Source organism: Halomonas sp. CKK8 (assembly GCF_029625235.1).
Classification (GTDB): domain Bacteria; phylum Pseudomonadota; class Gammaproteobacteria; order Pseudomonadales; family Halomonadaceae; genus Halomonas; species Halomonas ventosae.
This window is the reverse complement of sequence record NZ_CP121193.1, coordinates 3333099-3348231: the sequence shown is the minus strand read 5'-3', so window position 1 is coordinate 3348231 and position 15133 is coordinate 3333099. Positions and strand designations below refer to the sequence as shown.

The 15133-nt window shown below is 68.5% G+C and carries 15 protein-coding genes; 2 read left to right on the top strand and 13 right to left on the bottom strand.

The window, feature by feature from the left end:
* Window positions 1–106 precede the first annotated feature (106 nt).
* Window positions 107–2218, top strand: a complete 2112-nt coding sequence (locus P8934_RS15760; RefSeq protein WP_278031875.1) for a PhoX family phosphatase — start codon at window positions 107–109, stop codon at window positions 2216–2218.
* 179 nt (window positions 2219–2397) lie between these two features.
* Here the strand turns inward: P8934_RS15760 and ppk1 are convergent, their stop codons facing one another.
* Window positions 2398–4602 carry a polyphosphate kinase 1 gene (gene ppk1, locus P8934_RS15755; protein WP_278031874.1) on the bottom strand — a complete coding sequence of 735 codons (2205 nt, stop codon included), beginning with the start codon at window positions 4600–4602 and terminating at the stop codon, window positions 2398–2400.
* Between the two features lie 46 nt (window positions 4603–4648).
* Entirely contained in the window at window positions 4649–5659 is a 1011-nt protein-coding gene (gene hemB / locus P8934_RS15750; protein WP_133635674.1) for a porphobilinogen synthase, read from the bottom strand.
* Window positions 5660–5876: 217 nt separating this feature from the next.
* On the opposite strand from hemB, the gene elbB reads away from it, so the two are divergent.
* Window positions 5877–6539, top strand: coding sequence for an isoprenoid biosynthesis glyoxalase ElbB (gene elbB / locus P8934_RS15745; protein WP_133635675.1), 663 nt, complete (start codon window positions 5877–5879; stop codon window positions 6537–6539).
* A gap of 93 nt (window positions 6540–6632) precedes the next feature.
* Here the strand turns inward: elbB and tatC are convergent, their stop codons facing one another.
* The 11 genes from tatC to P8934_RS15690 form a co-directional block, all read right to left on the bottom strand.
* Window positions 6633–7397 carry a twin-arginine translocase subunit TatC gene (tatC, locus tag P8934_RS15740; protein WP_278031873.1) on the bottom strand — a complete coding sequence of 255 codons (765 nt, stop codon included), beginning with the start codon at window positions 7395–7397 and terminating at the stop codon, window positions 6633–6635.
* Complete coding sequence (gene tatB, locus P8934_RS15735; RefSeq protein WP_278031872.1) at window positions 7394–7825, bottom strand: Sec-independent protein translocase protein TatB; 432 nt, start codon at window positions 7823–7825, stop codon at window positions 7394–7396. The genes tatC and tatB overlap by 4 nt, the downstream gene beginning before the upstream one ends.
* A gap of 6 nt (window positions 7826–7831) precedes the next feature.
* The gene (gene tatA, locus P8934_RS15730; RefSeq protein ID WP_133635678.1) at window positions 7832–8110 is read right to left on the bottom strand and encodes a Sec-independent protein translocase subunit TatA; all 279 of its coding nucleotides are present in this window, start codon (window positions 8108–8110) and stop codon (window positions 7832–7834) included.
* Between the two features lie 52 nt (window positions 8111–8162).
* The gene (locus P8934_RS15725) at window positions 8163–8498 is read right to left on the bottom strand and encodes a phosphoribosyl-ATP diphosphatase (RefSeq protein ID WP_278031871.1); all 336 of its coding nucleotides are present in this window, start codon (window positions 8496–8498) and stop codon (window positions 8163–8165) included.
* 43 nt (window positions 8499–8541) lie between these two features.
* Entirely contained in the window at window positions 8542–10164 is a 1623-nt protein-coding gene (ubiB, locus tag P8934_RS15720) for a ubiquinone biosynthesis regulatory protein kinase UbiB (RefSeq protein ID WP_278031870.1), read from the bottom strand.
* A complete protein-coding gene (locus P8934_RS15715; protein WP_278031869.1) occupies window positions 10161–10817 on the bottom strand; it encodes an SCP2 sterol-binding domain-containing protein in 657 nt (218 codons plus the stop codon). Before P8934_RS15715 ends, ubiB begins: the two co-directional genes overlap by 4 nt.
* Before the next feature lie 7 nt (window positions 10818–10824).
* Window positions 10825–11580, bottom strand: coding sequence for a bifunctional demethylmenaquinone methyltransferase/2-methoxy-6-polyprenyl-1,4-benzoquinol methylase UbiE (gene ubiE, locus P8934_RS15710; protein ID WP_278031868.1), 756 nt, complete (start codon window positions 11578–11580; stop codon window positions 10825–10827).
* A 256-nt stretch (window positions 11581–11836) separates the two neighbouring features.
* Window positions 11837–12220 (bottom strand): DUF971 domain-containing protein, encoded by a 384-nt coding sequence (locus P8934_RS15705; RefSeq protein WP_278031867.1) that lies wholly within the window; start codon window positions 12218–12220, stop codon window positions 11837–11839.
* A 187-nt stretch (window positions 12221–12407) separates the two neighbouring features.
* Entirely contained in the window at window positions 12408–13730 is a 1323-nt protein-coding gene (hslU, locus tag P8934_RS15700; RefSeq protein ID WP_278031866.1) for an ATP-dependent protease ATPase subunit HslU, read from the bottom strand.
* A 2-nt stretch (window positions 13731–13732) separates the two neighbouring features.
* Window positions 13733–14251, bottom strand: a complete 519-nt coding sequence (gene hslV / locus P8934_RS15695; protein ID WP_278031865.1) for an ATP-dependent protease subunit HslV — start codon at window positions 14249–14251, stop codon at window positions 13733–13735.
* Between the two features lie 150 nt (window positions 14252–14401).
* Entirely contained in the window at window positions 14402–15130 is a 729-nt protein-coding gene (locus P8934_RS15690; RefSeq protein WP_278031864.1) for an SPOR domain-containing protein, read from the bottom strand.
* Window positions 15131–15133 lie beyond the last annotated feature (3 nt).

Here is a 15133-nt window from a genome sequence, read left to right as displayed (position 1 = left end):
ACCGAGCTTCCTCTTGTCGCTTCATCGCGCTGTCACCTTCCTCACCTAGCCTGACCTCGTCCTGGAGGCGTCTCCACGCCTCCGCCCACCCGGCGAGGAAACCCGCATGAGCAAGGAAATCGAGGATCATCGCGTCCTGAATCCCGGCACCAACGAGCCCTTCGCCTCCGTTCTCGAACGCCACGTCTCCCGGCGCAGCGTGATGCGCGGCGGCCTGGGGCTGGCGGCCGCCTCGATGCTGGGCTTCGGCGGCGCCGCCCAGGCGCTGGCCTCCGGCGCCATGCAGAAGACGCCGCTGAGCCTGGCCTTCGAGTCGGTCGCCGGGTCGCGTACCGACGCCGTGGTGGTGCCGTCGGGCTACACCGCCCAGGTGTTGGTGCCTTGGGGCACGCCGCTTTCGGGCGAGGCACCGGCGTGGGGCGACGAGCTGGCCATGACCGCGGAACGCCAGGCCGCCAGCGTGGGCATGCACCACGACGGCATGCACGGCTTCCCTCTGGACGCGGAGAGCGCCTCGCGGCGCTTCGTGCTGGCGCTGAACAACGAGTACATCGACCAGCAGGCGCTTTGGGCGCCCCAGGGTGGCCCCACCAATGCCGAAACGGGCGCCCGCCCCGCCGAGGAGTCGCGCACCGAGATCAACGCCCACGGCTTGACCCTGGTGGAGGTGAGAAAGGGCGACGATGGTCGCTGGGCCCATGTGCCGGGCTCGCCCTACAACCGTCGCTTCACCAGCGCCACCGAGATGGAGCTCGCCGGCCCGGTGGCAGGCAGCGGCTACGTGAGGACCAAGTTCTCGCCGGAGGGACGGCTGGCCCGCGGTACCAACAACAACTGCGGCAACGGCTTCACCCCCTGGGGCACCTACCTGGCCTGCGAGGAGAACTGGCCCAACATCTTCGTCAACACCGGCGAGCGCTTCCCCGATGATGCCCGCATCGGCATTCCCACCGAGCGCGGCCGCTACGGCTGGGAGACCTCGGCGGGCGACCCCTCCGAGCAGAACGACGAGTTTGCCCGCTTCGATATCACTCCGCGCGGCGCCGATGCCGGCGAGGACTACCGCAACGAGTCGCGCACCTTCGGCTACCAGGTGGAGATCGATCCCTACGATGGCAGTCACCGCGCCGTGAAGCGCACCGCCCTGGGCCGCTTCCGCCACGAGGGGTGCTGGCTGGGCAAGCTCGAGCCGGGCAAGCCGGTGGTCTTCTATTCGGGCCACGATGCCCGCAACGAGTACATCTACAAGTTCGTCTCCGCCGCCGCCTGGGATCCGGCCGATGCCAACCGTCCCGGCGCGGCCTATGACCGCCTGGCGATCGGTGCCAAGTACCTGGACGAGGGAACCCTCTACGCCGCCCGCTTCGATGCCGATGGCAGCGGCGAGTGGCTGGCGCTGACCCCGCAGGCGCAGACTACCGATGGCCGCCCGCTGCATGAGGCCCTGGGCCTGGCAGCCGACGACCTGGCCGGCATCATCATCAATACCTGCGACGCTGCCGACCTGATGGGCGCCACGCCCATGGACCGCCCCGAGTGGGCCAGCGTCGACCCCGTTTCCGGCGAGGTCTACATCACCCTGACCAACAACAGCAAGCGCACCGAAGCCGGCAGCGAGGCGACCTATACCAATGAGGGGAGCGCCATCGATGAACACGGTGTGGGCTTTGCCACCGCGCCGGTCAACGAAGCCAACCCACGCCCCGACAATGGCGCCGGGCATATCATCAGCTGGCGTGAAGGCAGCGATGGAACGCGCTTCGCGTGGGAAGTGTTCGTGTTCGGCGCTGCCGCCTCGGACGGCGACAACCGCTCGGGTCTGACCGCGGCGAACCAGTTCGCGAGCCCCGATGGTCTCTGGTACGACGACCGCGGCGATGGCCAGGGCATCCTGTGGATCCAGACCGACAACGGCTATGAAGGCGTCGCCGAGCACACCAACGACCAGCTGCTGGCGGTGGTGCCGGGGGCCCTGGAGGGCGGGGTGGTCACGGCAGAGAACCAACAGCACCTCAAGCGCTTCGCCGTGGGTCCCAATGGCTGCGAGGTCACCGGGATCTTCGCCACTCCGGACAGGACCGCGCTGTTCATCAACATCCAGCACCCGGGCAACTGGCCGGCCTCGGAGGATGCCACCGAACAGACCCAGGACAGTGTTCGCCCGCGGGCGTCCACGGTGGTGATCCAGAAAGAGGACGGCGGTCAGATCGGCGTCTGATACCGGGCGATGCCCGGAGCTGTAAGCCTTAGGCTATAAGCTGTAAGAAAAACGCCTCCGTGGCTCTTGCTGCGAAGGCGCTGTCAATCAGGATGATTTCGAGCTTCGAGCTTCGAGCTTCGAGCTTCGAGCTTCGAGCTTCGAGCTTCGAGCTTCGAGCTTCGAGCTTCGAGCTTCGCTCACGCCCTGGCGGCGTAGGCGAAGAGCAGGGTCTCCTGGGCGCTGATCGGGGCCGCGCCGCCGGGCTGCTGCTTGACGTAGAGGCCATCGCTGCGCAGCAGCCAGCTCTGGCAGTTGTCCACCAGGTAGGTCTCGAGGTCCTTGCGGACCCGGGCGGCCAGCTTCCTGTCAAGCAGCGGGAAGCAGGTCTCCACCCGGTTGAACATGTTGCGCGCCATGAAGTCCGCGCTGGAGCCCCAGGTCTCCGGCTGGCCGTCGTTGTGGAAGTGGAACACCCGGGTGTGCTCCAGGAAGCGGCCGATGATCGAGCGTACCCGGATGTTCTCCGAGATGCCGGGAAGACCGGGGCGCAGGCAGCACATGCCGCGGATGATAAGGTCGCACTCCACCCCGGCCCGTGAGGCCCTGTAGAGCGCCTGGATCAGCTTCGGCTCGGTGAGCGAGTTGCACTTGATGATCAGTTGGGCGCGCTTGCCCTTGCGGGCATGCTCGGCCTCGCGGTCGATCTTGGCCACCATCTGCTCGTGCAGGGTGAAGGGGGCGTGCAGCAGTTGCTCGATATGCCGGGCCCGGCCCATGCCCGAGAGCTGCTGGAAGACCTTGTGCACGTCGGCGCAGAGCACCGGGTCGGCGGTCAGCAGGCTGTAGTCGGTGTAGAGCTTGGCGGTCCGCGAGTGGTAGTTGCCGGTGCCCAGGTGGGCGTAGTGGCGCAGCTTGCCCCGCTCTCGGCGCACGATATGCATCATCTTGGCGTGGGTCTTGTAGGCCATCACCCCGTAGATGACGATCGCCCCGGCCTCCTGCAGGCGCGAGGCCAGCGCCAGGTTGTCGGCCTCGTCGAAGCGCGCCCGCAGCTCGATCACCACCGTGACCTCCTTGCCGTTACCGGCGGCCTCGACCAGGGCGTTGACGATGGGCGAGTCGGCGCCGGTGCGGTAGAGGGTCTGCTTGATGGCCAGCACGTCCGGATCCCGGGCGGCCTCGCCGAGCATCTCCTCCACCGGCGAGAAGGACTGGAAGGGGTGGTGGAGCAGGATGTCGCCATCGGCGATCGCCGCCAGCACGCTGTCGGCCTTGCGCAACGACTTGGGCAGGCCGGGCGTGAAGGGGCGGTAGAGCAGCTCGGGACGCTCCACGTCGCCCAGCACCGACATCATGCGGGTCAGGTTCACCGGGCCATTGACCCGGAAGAGGTCCGCCTCCTCCAGCTGGAACTGCCGGAGCAGGAACTCGGTCAGCTCGTCCGGGCAGTTGTCGGCCACCTCCAGGCGGACCCCGCTGCCGTAGCGCCGCGACAGCAGCTCGCCGCGCAGCGCCGAGGCGAGGTCGGAGACCTCCTCGGGGTCCACGGAGAGGTCGGCATTGCGGGTCAGCCGGAACTGGTAGCAGCCGAGCACCGTCATGCCGGGAAAGACCTCCTCGGCATGGGCATGGATCATCGAGGAGAGGAAGACGTACTCGCTGAAGCCCGCCTCGCAGAGCGCCTCGGGCAGGGCGATCACCCTCGGCAGCGAGCGGGGGGCCGGCAGGATGGCCAGGCCTCCCTCGCGGCCGAAGGCGTCCTTGCCCTCCAGCTGGACGATGAAGTTCAGGCTCTTGTTGACCAGGCGCGGGAAGGGGTGGGAGGGGTCCAGGCCGATGGGGCTGATCACCGGCATGATCTCGGTCTCGAAGTAGTCGCGCACCCAGGCACCCTGGGCCTCGGACCAGTCCCCGCGGCGGCGGAAGCGCAGCCGCTGGGCCTCCAGGGCGGGTATCAGGACCTCGTTGAGGATCTGGTACTGGCGCGCCACCTGGGCATGGGCGATCTGGGCGATCTCGGCCAGCACCGAGCGGGGCGAGCGGCCGTCGGCGCCGGTGGAGTCATCGCCGAGCAGGACCTGGTTCTTGAGGCCCGCCACGCGGATCTCGAAGAACTCGTCCATGTTGGACGAGAAGATCAGCAGGAACATCAGCCGGTTGAGCAGTGGATGGGCCTCGTCCAGGGCCTGCTCCAGCACCCGGACGTTGAACTGCAGGTGGGAGAGCTCGCGGTTGAAGTAGAGCCCGGGGTCGGCCAGGTCCGCCTCCGGGTCCGGCAGCGCCTTGGGCTTGATGCCGGTGCGCGTCTGGTTCAGCCGCGGGGCGGGAGGCTCGGGAGGCTCGCCGCCCTGGGGCGGGGAGGGCAGGTCGGGCTGCCGGTCGGGACCGCGTGTCTCTTCCATGGGAGTTCCCTGTCGTCGGGCGGAAGGGCGCTGTCCCTCCCGTCGTCTATGGCGTCGCGAGCAGCCGGGCCGCCCGCTTGGCGAAGTAGGTCAGCACGCCGTCGGCGCCGGCGCGCTTGAAGCAGAGCAGCGACTCGAGGATCACCGCGTCCGCCTCCAGCCAGCCGTTCTCGAAGGCGGCCATGTGCATGGCGTACTCGCCGCTCACCTGGTAGGCGAAGGTGGGCACCCTCAGCTCGTCCTTCACCCGGCGCACCACGTCCAGGTAGGGCATCCCGGGCTTGATCATCACCATGTCGGCGCCCTCGGCCAGGTCCAGGGCCACCTCGTGGAGCGCCTCGTCTCCGTTGCCCGGATCCATCTGGTAGGTGGTCTTGTCCGCCTTGCCCAGGTTGCCGGCGGAGCCCACGGCGTCGCGGAAGGGGCCGTAGTAGCGCGAGGCGTACTTGGCGCTATAGGCCATGATCCGGGTGTTGACCAGCTGCTCCTGCTCCAGCACGTGGCGGATCGAGCCGATGCGCCCGTCCATCATGTCCGAGGGCGCCACCACGTCGGCTCCCGCCTCGGCGTGGGAGAGTGCCTGCTTGAGCAGGGTCTCCACGGTGCGGTCATTGTGGACATAGCCCGCCTCGTCGAGGATGCCGTCCTGGCCGTGGCTGGTGTAGGGGTCGAGCGCCACGTCGGTGATGATGCCGAGCCCCGGGATCGCCTCCTTGAGGGCGCGCACGCTGCGCTGGACGAGACCCGAGGCGTTGTAGGCCTCCTCGGCCAGTTCGCTCTTCAGTTCCGTGCCCACCACCGGGAAGAGGGCGATGGCCGGAATCCCGAGGGTGAAGGCCTCCCGGGCCTCCTCGATCAGCAGGTCGAGCGACAGTCGCTCGACGCCGGGCATGGAGGGCACCGCCTCGCGCTGGCCCTCGCCCTCGAGCACGAACACCGGCCAGATCAGGTCGGCCGCGGTCAGGGTGTGCTCGCGCATCAGGCGACGCGAGAAGTCGTCGCGCCGCATGCGGCGCAGGCGCGAGGTCGGGAACTGGCGTGTGGTCATGAAACTCAAGGCGTCTCTCCGCATAGGGGGATCGGGACCGCCGTCCCGTCATTGTGGCGATGCAGGATGACGGATTGATGACAGCGGCTGTCGAATGCCTCGAGTATATCAGTGTCGCCCGGTGTCGAAAGCCGCGCCTTGTCGCACCCGGACCGACTCTCTAAAGTGAAGGCTTCCGGATTTCAGGGCCTGGCGTCGCCGGGCGCCTACCTTCAAGGAGAAAGGCATGAGCAAACAGGTGGCGGTCATCCTCTCGGGATGTGGGGTGCAGGACGGTGCCGAGATCTACGAGACCACCCTGACCCTGCTGCGCCTCGACCAGCTGGGCCTGGGCTATCGCTGCTTTGCCCCCGATATCGAGCAGCACCACGTCGTCGACCATCGTCGCGGCGAGGTGGCCGAGGGTGAGCGTCGCAACGTGCTGACGGAGTCGGCGCGCCTGGCCCGCGGCGAGATCTCGCCCCTCGACGAGCTCGAGGCGGACGACTTCGATGCGGTCATCCTCCCCGGCGGCTTCGGTGTCGCCAAGAACCTGTCGGACTTCGCCGAGGCGGGGGATGGCATGCAGGTGCTCGACGCGCTCAGCGAGGCGCTATCCGGCTTCCACGAGGCGCGCAAGCCGATCGGCCTGATGTGCATCAGCCCGGTGCTGGTGCCGCGCCTGCTCGGCCCCGGCATCGCCGTGACCGTGGGGCATGACCCGGGCGTCGCCGGGGCGATCAGCGCCATGGGCGGCCTGCACCGCAGCTGCGGGGTCGAGGACATCGTGGTGGATTTCGAGAACCGCGTGGTGACCACCCCGGCCTACATGCTGGCCACGCGCATCAGCGAGGCCGCCACCGGCATCTTCAAGCTGGTCGATCGCGTCGACGAGCTGATGGATCTGTAAGCTTCAAGCGCCGAGCAACCCCCCGAAGGCCGAGACCCTCGGGGGGTTGCTTTTGCTGGCTCGGGTCTTGCTCCTGCTGGCCGCTTGGCGCTATTACTCCGCGTCCTGCTCGTCCTTCTCCCGCTTGCGGCGGACCAGGCGACCGAACAGCAGGCCGACCTCGTAGAGCAGGTACATCGGCACCGCCAGCAGGCTCTGGGAGACGACGTCGGGCGGGGTGAGCAGCATGCCGATCACGAAGCAGCCCAGCACCACGTAGGGACGCTTCCTCGACAGGCTCTCCACCGTGGTGGCGCCCGAGAGGATCAGCAGGAAGGTGGCGATGGGGATCTCGAAGGCGACCCCGAAGGCGAAGAACAGCTTGAGGACGAAGTTCAGGTACTGGTTGATGTCGGTCATCACCGCGACGTTCTCCGGCCCGGTCTGGGTGAAGAACTGGAACAGCAGCGGGAAGACCACGTAGTAGGCGAAGGCAGCGCCGCCATAGAACAGCGCCACGCTGGAGGCCAGGATCGGCAGGGCCAGCGCCTTCTCGTTGTCATAGAGCCCCGGGGCGACGAAGGCCCAGGCCTGGTGCAGCACATAGGGGATGGCGGCGAACACCGCCACCACCAGGGTCAGCTTGAAGGGCGCGAGGAAGGGTGAGGCCACCTCGGTGGCGATCATCTGCGAGCCTTCGGGCAGCAGCGCCATCAGCGGCTGGGCGACGAAGGAGTAGATGTCGTTGGCAAAGGCATAGAGGCCCAGGAAGATCACCAGGATCGCGATCACGGCGCGCATCAGTCGCGAGCGCAGCTCGATCAGATGCTCGATCAGCGGGGCCTGGTTCTGCTCCTGGGGATCACCGGTCTTGCTCATCGGGGGGCAGAATCCTTGTCGGCGGTAGAGGCATCGGCGGAGCCCTTGGAATCATCGCCCTCGCTGCCCGTGCGGGCCCTGGCGAGGGCGTCATCGAGCCGCTTCTCGGGCGGGGCAGTGGGCGGGGCCTCGCCGGTGTCGTCACCCGCCGAGCGCTTGCCACTCTCCTCCTCGGCGATGCTCTCCACGCCGCGCTTGACCTGCTGTACGCCCTCGTCGAGCTTCTTCTGCTGCTCGTTGAGCTTCTGGCGCAGCTCCTCCGCCTCGAGCTGGGCACTGATCTCGCGCTGCATGCCCGAGACGGTGCGCTTGATCTTGCCGATCCACAGCCCCAGGGTGCGCGCGGCCTTGGGCAGGCGCTCGGGTCCCAGCACCAGCAGGCCCACCACGCCGATGAGCATCAGTTCGAGAAAGCCCATATCGAACATGGCGGGTTACTTGCGCTCTTCCTGGTGCTCTTCCTGGTCATGGGCCTTCTTCTCGGCCTTGACGTCGTAGGTGTTGACCTCCTCGTCATGGCTGACGCGGGCCTGGGGATCGTCCGCCTTCTCGCCCTCGTCCTTCTCCTTGTCTTCCTCGTGCATGGCCTTCTTGAAGCCCTTCACGGCGCCGCCCAGGTCGCCGCCGACGTTGCGCAGCTTCTTGGTGCCGAAGATCAGGATGATGATGCCGAGAACGATCAGCAGCTGCCAGATACTGATACCACCTAACATAGTTGCTTCCTCAGGTTGGGGCTCCGGGAGGTCCCGGAAGGGCCAGTTGACGCTAGGGTTGCCGTGCGGCCTTCTCGTCGTGTCCGGAGACACCGAAGCGGCGGGCCAGCTCATCCAGGACCAGGCGGTGGTCGAGGCCCAGGTGCGAGAGCATTACCAGGCTATGAAACCACAGGTCGGCCGTTTCGGCGATCAACGCTTGGCGTGCCGACTCGTCGCCGTGCTCGGCGTCCTTGGCGGCCAGCAGGGTCTCGGTGGCTTCCTCGCCGACCTTCTCGAGTATCTTGTTCAGTCCCTTGTGATGCAAGGCCGCCACATAGGAATCCCGTGGCGCCGCGTGGCGGCGTTCTTCGAGCACAACGTGAAGACGGTCGAGGATGTCGCTCATGGGTGAAGGTTCCGTTGCAGTGGGTGGAAGGACGGGGCGGCCCTCAGTGCCAGGCCAGCAGCAGCACGCCGAAGGCGGCGGCAGCCAGGGCCGGCCAGGGCTGGCCCGCGGCCCACTCGCTCAGCGGCTGCCAGGCGAGCGCGCCCGCCAGCAACAGCAGGCCCAGGCGCAGCCGTCGCTGGCTCCTGCCCCGTTGGCTCAGCGCTCGGGAGATCCCGCCCATGGCGTCGACCTGGCGGCGCCGCTGGCGGTGTTCCAGCTCGGTACGGCTGAGGACCTGGTGGGCGAGCACCGGCAGCTCGGGCAGCTGGCGGGAGAGCTCCGGGGCCTGCCGCTTGAGCGACTCCCAGAGGCCGCTGGCGCCGGCGCGCTCCTTCATCCAGCGCTCCAGGTAGGGCTTGGCGGTGCTCCACAGGTCCAGGTCGGGGTAGAGCTGGCGGCCCAGCCCCTCGATGTTGAGCAGCGTCTTCTGCAGCAGCACCAGCTGTGGCTGGACCTCCATGTTGAAGCGCCGCGCGGTCTGGAACAGGCCCAGCAGCACCTGGCCGAAGGAGATGTCCTTGAGCGGCTTCTCGAGGATCGGCTCGCACACGGTACGGATCGCCGCGGCAAACTCGTTGGCGCGGGTCCCCTCGCCCACCCAGCCGGACTCGATGTGCAGCGCGGCCACCTCGTAGTAGTCCTGGTGGAAGAAGGCCAGCAGGTTGCGCGCCAGGTAGTCCTGGTCCTCGCGGGTCAGGCTGCCGACGATGCCGCAGTCGATGGCGATGTACTGCGGATCCTGGGGGTGCTCGAAGGAGACGAAGATGTTGCCTGGGTGCATGTCGGCATGGAAGAAGTTGTCGCGGAACACCTGGGTGAAGAAGATCTCCACGCCGCGTTCGGCCAGCTTCTTGAGGTTGGTACCCTGGGCGAGCAGCGCCGCGGTGTCGGCCACCGGGACCCCGTAGATCCGCTCCTGCACCATCACTCGACGGTGCGTCAGCCCCCAGTGGATGGCCGGGACATAAAGCAGCGGCGAGCCCTTGAAGTTGCGCTTGAGTTGGGAGGTGTTGGCGGCCTCCTTGGTGAGGTCGAGCTCGTCGAACAGCGTGGCCTCGTAGTCGCGGACCACCTCCACCGGGCGCAGCCGGCGGGCCTCGGGAATCCGTGCCAGCACGCTGGCGAAGCGATACATCAGCGCCATGTCCTGGCGCATCACGCGCTCGATCCCCGGGCGGATGATCTTGACCACCACGGCCTCGCCCCCGTGCAGCCGGGCGGCATGCACCTGGGCGACGGAAGCCGAGGCCAGGGGCTCGGGCTCGAAGCCGGCGAAGGCGTCCTCCAGCGACATCGCCAGCTCTTCCTCGACCAGGGCCATGGCCTGGTGGCCGGGAAAGGGGGGGACCTGGTCCTGGAGCCGCTGCAGCTCGTCGGCGATATCCTCGGGCAGCAGGTCGCGGCGGGTCGAGAGCATCTGGCCGAACTTGACGAAGATCGGCCCCAGCGACTCCAGCGCCAGGCGCAGGCGCTCGCCCCGGGAGCGTTCGCCGATGGGCACCAGGCGCAGCGGCGAGAGCGTGAACAGGCCGCGCAGCCACCAGGGCATCCGCTCCAGCGGCAGCAGGGTGTCGAGCCGGTAGCGGGTGATCACCCAGAAGATGCGCGTGAGCCGCAGGATCATGGGGTCGTCTCCGGCGCCGCCAGGCGGCGTCGCAGCCGCGCCAGGCGCGCCTCGAGGCGGTCGGTGGCGATCTCCATTTCGGTCAGGTGGTCGCGCAGCGCCTCGAGCTGGTAGCGCCCCGGCAGCAGCCGCGCCTCCTCGAAGACGTACTCGCCCACGTCGGCGCAGAACTCCTGGCGGGTGCGCAGGCCCCAGCGGGAGAGGCTGCGCAGCCCCTCGGCCAAGCTATGGGCCGGGATGTCGCCGAGCCAGCGGGCGAGTTCCGCCTCCCAGTCCAGGTCGAGGTCGAGCAGCAGGTCGCGGGTCGCTTCCAGCAGGTGGGTGCGCCCCCGCACTGCGAGCTTGCCCTGGAACATCAGGCGCTCGACGGAGGCCCCGCCCAGCAGTTCGCCGAGGGTCTCGGCATCCAGCTCGACCACCGCATCGAAGCCCTCCTCGGCGAAGGCTGTCTCATCGGTCAGGTCGGGGCGCAGCAGGTCGAGACCGGCCGGGTGGAAGTGGATGGCCAGCGCCAGGGCAGGGTGCTCCAGGCGCAGCAGGATGCGGTGGCCGGCCAGCCGCGCCAGGCGCGACGGCGCCGCCGGGTCACGGGCCAGCAGGGCATTCAGGGTGCGTTCCAGGCCGGCCAGCAGCAGGGTGGGAGACAGCGCCATCATGCCCTCACAGCTTGATGCCGCGGTGCAGGGCAACGATGCCCCCGGTGAGGTTGGTGTACTCGACCCGCTCCAGCCCGGCGGCCTCCATCATCGCCTTCAGGGTCTCCTGGTCGGGGTGCATGCGGATCGACTCGGCCAGGTAGCGGTAGCTGTCGGCGTCGCTCGCCACCAGTTCGCCGATCTTCGGCAGCAGGCGGAAGGAGTACTCGTCGTAGGCCCTGGAGAACAGCGGGTTGCCAGGCTTGGAGAACTCCAGCACCAGCAGCCGGCCGCCGGGTTTGAGCACCCGGGTCATGGAGCGCAGCGCGGCGTCCTTGTCGGTGACGTTGCGCAGCCCGAAGGCGATGGTGATGCAGTCGAAGGTGTTGTCGGGGAAGGGCAGGCACTCGGCGTTGGCCTGGACGTACTCGACGTTGCCGCCGACGCCGCTGTCGAGCAGCTTGTCGCGGCCGACCCGCAGCATGGACTCGTTGATGTCGGCCAGCACCACCCGTCCGCGAGGGCCCACCATGCGCGAGAACTTCCGCGTCAGGTCGCCGGTGCCCCCGGCGATGTCGAGCACGCTGTGGCCCGGGCGCACGCCGGAGCGCTCGATGGTCAGCCGCTTCCACAGCCGGTGGATGCCCATCGACATCAGGTCGTTCATGACGTCGTAGCGGGCCGCCACCGAGTGGAAGACATGGGCCACGCGCGAGGCCTTCTCCCCGACCGGGACTTCCTGATAGCCGAAGTGGGTGGTGTGCTTGTCACTGGCGCTCATGCCGTGGGGGCTCCCGAATCGCTGTGATGGGGGGAGGCCTGGCGGCCTCGCGATGGGCGCCATTGTAGCCTCCCCCGGCGACGATTGTCTTGACGCAGGGAGTCACTGAGGTGACCCCGAGGGCGCCGGGGACAGGCCGAAGAGGGGGTCCTACGCCATGGATGGCGTCGGTAGCGCCCAGGGAAGGGTTCACAGCGCCCCCTCGCAGGCCTGTCGCCGGATCAGCCGAGGGGAGGGCAGGCGACGAATCTTGCTGTCAGAGCTGCTTGATCTCGATGCCCAGGGGCTCCCGGGAGGCGCCGGCCTCTTCCAGTCGGCGCAGGTAGTCGGCCCAGTTGGCCTCGCGCCGCCGGATCAGGTCGTAGAGGTAGTCCCAGCTGAAGAGCCCGCTGTCATGGCCGTCGTCGAAGTGCAGCTTGAGGGCATAGCGGCCGGTCTGGGTGATGTCCTTCAGGCCGACGTGCTTCTTGCCCACCTGCAGGGTGGCGGTATCGGGGCCATGGCCGCGTACCTCGGCAGAGGGCGAGAAGACCCGCAGGTACTCCACCGGCAGCCGGTAGCTCTCGCCGCCTTCGTAGGTGAGCTCGAGCTCGCGGTCCTTGCGATGGTAGTGCACTCGGGTCGGGATAGGGGCGCTCATGGCATGCCTCCGCTTATGGCGTGGTGGAGGGGCGGCTACTCCGGCGACAGGCCTGCGAGGGGGCGCTGTGAACCCTTCCCTGGGCGCTACCGATGCCATCCCTGGCATAGGACCCCCTCTACGACCTGTCCCCGGCGCCGCGCAGCCCGGTGCCTCTAGGCTAGCAGCCCGAGGCTTCCGGTTGGGGTCAGAGGATATACCGCGACAGGTCCTCGTCCATCGCCAGCTCGCCGAGCTGGGAGTCGACGTAGGCGGCATCGATCGACAGCGGGCTGCCGAAGTCGCCGCCCAGGTAGGAGGCCTCCTCGAGCAGGCGCTCCATCACGGTGTGCAGGCGCCGGGCGCCGATGTTCTCGGTGCCCTCGTTCACCTTCCAGGCGATCTCGGCGATGCGCGCGATGCCATCCTCCGTGAAGGCGACCTCGAGTCCCTCGGTGGCGAGCAGCGCCTGGTACTGCTTGGTCAGCGCGGCGGAGGGCTCGGTGAGGATGCGCTTGAAGTCCTCCGGCGTCAGGGCGTTGAGCTCGACGCGGATCGGCAGCCGGCCCTGCAGCTCGGGGATCAGGTCCGACGGGCGCGACAGGTGGAAGGCACCGGAGGCGATGAACAGGATGTGGTCGGTGCGCACCATGCCGTACTTGGTGGAGACCGTGGAGCCCTCGATCAGCGGCAGCAGGTCGCGCTGGACGCCCTCGCGGGAGACCTCGCCGCCGCTGGACTGGCCGCTGCCCTTGCACACCTTGTCGATCTCGTCGAGGAAGACGATGCCGTTCTGCTCGACCGCCTCGACGGCTCGGCTCTTGATGTCGTCCTCGTTGACCAGCTTGCCGGCCTCCTCGTCGCGCAGCAGGCCGAAGGCATCCTTCACCGCCACCCGGCGGGTCTCGCTCTTCTGCTTGCCCATGCCGGCGAAGAGATTCTGCAGCTGGCTGGTCATCTCCTCCATGCCCGGCGGGGTCATGATATCGACGCCGGAGCCCTGGGGGGTGACCTCGATGTCGATCTCCTTGTCGTCGAGCTGTCCCTCGCGCAGCTTCTTGCGGAAGATCTGGCGGGTCGAGCTGTCCTGGCGGGGCGCGTCCTCCTGGCCGCGGGGCGGCGGCAGCAGGGCGTCGAGGATGCGCTCCTCGGCGGCGTCCTCCGCGCGGTGGCCCACCTCGGCCTTGGCCTGCTCGCGCACCAGCTTGATGGCGGCCTCGGTCAGGTCGCGGATGATCGACTCGACGTCGCGGCCCACATAGCCCACCTCGGTGAACTTGGTGGCCTCGACCTTGATGAAGGGGGCGCCGGCGAGCTTGGCCAGGCGGCGCGCGATCTCGGTCTTGCCCACGCCGGTGGGGCCAATCATCAGGATGTTCTTGGGCGTCACCTCGTGGCGCAGCTCGCCGTCGAGCTGCATGCGACGCCAGCGGTTGCGCAGGGCGACGGCCACGGCGCGCTTGGCGTCCTGCTGGCCGACGATGTACTGGTCCAGGGCGTGGACGATCTCGCGGGGGGTCATCCGGGTCATGGTCAGAGCTCTTCCAGGGTGACGTTGTGGTTGGTGAACACGCAGATGTCACCGGCGATGGACAGCGACTTCTCGGTGATCTCGCGGGCACCGAGGTCGGTGTTCTCGAGCAGTGCTCGGGCGGCGGCCAGGGCGTAGTTGCCACCGGAGCCGATGGCGATGATGCCGCCCTCGGGCTCCACCACGTCACCGTTGCCGGTGATGATCAGCGAGGCGTCCTTGTTGGCCACGGCGAGCAGCGCCTCGAGGCGGCGCAGGGCGCGGTCGGTGCGCCAGTCCTTGGCCAGCTCCACGGCGGCCTTGACCAGGTTGCCCTGGTACTTCTCCAGCTGCGCCTCGAAACGCTCGAAGAGGGTGAAGGCATCGGCGGTGCCGCCGGCGAAGCCGGCCAGGACCTGGCCGTGGTAGAGGCGGCGCACCTTGCTGGCGTTGCCCTTCATCACGGTGTTGCCCAGCGAGACCTGGCCGTCGCCGGCCAGCGCCACCTGGTCACCGCGGCGCACGGAAACGATCGTGGTCATGGAGGGGACTCCTTTGGGGAGCACAGGGCTCCCGATGACTGGCGGCGCCGCGGACAGGGCCGGGGCGCCGTGGATGAACTCAGCAAGTGAAGTGCGGGCGGGGGGCGAGGAATTCAACCTTGGTCGCGTCTACCTCGCCGGTCGGGCGGGTCAGTTCTGCAGCTGGATCAGCAGCGGCTCGATGCCCTGGGTGACCATCAGGTCCTGGGCGCGGGTGAGCTCGCGCCGGTCGCTGTAGGGTCCGACCTGGACCCGGTGCCAGGTGTCGCCGTCGCCGGCCTTCACCTCGCTGATCTTGGCGAGCAGGCCGAAGTCGCGCAGCCGGCCCGCCAGCCTGCTGGCATCCCCCGCCTCGCGGAAGGAGGCGGCCTGAAGCATGAAGCGGGCATCGGCCGGCGGCTCGTCCGTCGCCTGGGGGGACGGGCGGTCCTCCTGCGCCGCGGCGTCGGTCTCCAGGTTGGCGGCGATCACCTGGGCGATGGGGTCGTCGTCGGTCGTTGCCGGCGGCGTCTCGGGACGCTCCGGTGGGGTGGCCGTGGAGGCCGGCACCTTGCCGCCCGGGGCGATCACCTCGGATTCCGGCAACAGGGTGTAGAACTCGAAGGTCGGCATCGGCGGCTCCTCGGGCGTGGTGGCCGGCTCGCCTTCCCGGGGCTCCTGAGGGGGAGCGGGCTTGGTCAGCACCGTGGCCAGCGGCGAGTCGCTGCCCTCCTGCCAGGGGGCGATACCCTGCTGGTGCTGGGCCAGCAGGAAGCCCGCCACCATGCCGACCAGCCCCCACAACCAGCCCGGGATGCCGCGGCGCGGGGGTGGCGCGGCGCGGCGCCGCGGGGTGCTGGTGGCGCCGCGTTTCTTCGCTGGCTGCTTGCGGGTGGCCATGGC

What these genes read in the sequence shown, in the direction of transcription:
- P8934_RS15760 (WP_278031875.1), top strand. Translation starts at nt 107, where the DNA reads ATGAGCAAGGAAATCGAGGATCATCGCGTCCTGAATCCCGGCACCAAC.
- ppk1 (WP_278031874.1), bottom strand. Translation starts at nt 4,602, where the DNA reads ATGGAAGAGACACGCGGTCCCGACCGGCAGCCCGACCTGCCCTCCCCG.
- elbB (WP_133635675.1), top strand. Translation starts at nt 5,877, where the DNA reads ATGAGCAAACAGGTGGCGGTCATCCTCTCGGGATGTGGGGTGCAGGAC.
- tatC (WP_278031873.1), bottom strand. Translation starts at nt 7,397, where the DNA reads ATGAGCAAGACCGGTGATCCCCAGGAGCAGAACCAGGCCCCGCTGATC.
- tatB (WP_278031872.1), bottom strand. Translation starts at nt 7,825, where the DNA reads ATGTTCGATATGGGCTTTCTCGAACTGATGCTCATCGGCGTGGTGGGC.
- tatA (WP_133635678.1), bottom strand. Translation starts at nt 8,110, where the DNA reads ATGTTAGGTGGTATCAGTATCTGGCAGCTGCTGATCGTTCTCGGCATC.
- P8934_RS15725 (WP_278031871.1), bottom strand. Translation starts at nt 8,498, where the DNA reads ATGAGCGACATCCTCGACCGTCTTCACGTTGTGCTCGAAGAACGCCGC.
- ubiB (WP_278031870.1), bottom strand. Translation starts at nt 10,164, where the DNA reads ATGATCCTGCGGCTCACGCGCATCTTCTGGGTGATCACCCGCTACCGG.
- P8934_RS15715 (WP_278031869.1), bottom strand. Translation starts at nt 10,817, where the DNA reads ATGGCGCTGTCTCCCACCCTGCTGCTGGCCGGCCTGGAACGCACCCTG.
- ubiE (WP_278031868.1), bottom strand. Translation starts at nt 11,580, where the DNA reads ATGAGCGCCAGTGACAAGCACACCACCCACTTCGGCTATCAGGAAGTC.
- P8934_RS15705 (WP_278031867.1), bottom strand. Translation starts at nt 12,220, where the DNA reads ATGAGCGCCCCTATCCCGACCCGAGTGCACTACCATCGCAAGGACCGC.
- hslU (WP_278031866.1), bottom strand. Translation starts at nt 13,730, where the DNA reads ATGACCCGGATGACCCCCCGCGAGATCGTCCACGCCCTGGACCAGTAC.
- hslV (WP_278031865.1), bottom strand. Translation starts at nt 14,251, where the DNA reads ATGACCACGATCGTTTCCGTGCGCCGCGGTGACCAGGTGGCGCTGGCC.
- P8934_RS15690 (WP_278031864.1), bottom strand. Translation starts at nt 15,130, where the DNA reads ATGGCCACCCGCAAGCAGCCAGCGAAGAAACGCGGCGCCACCAGCACC.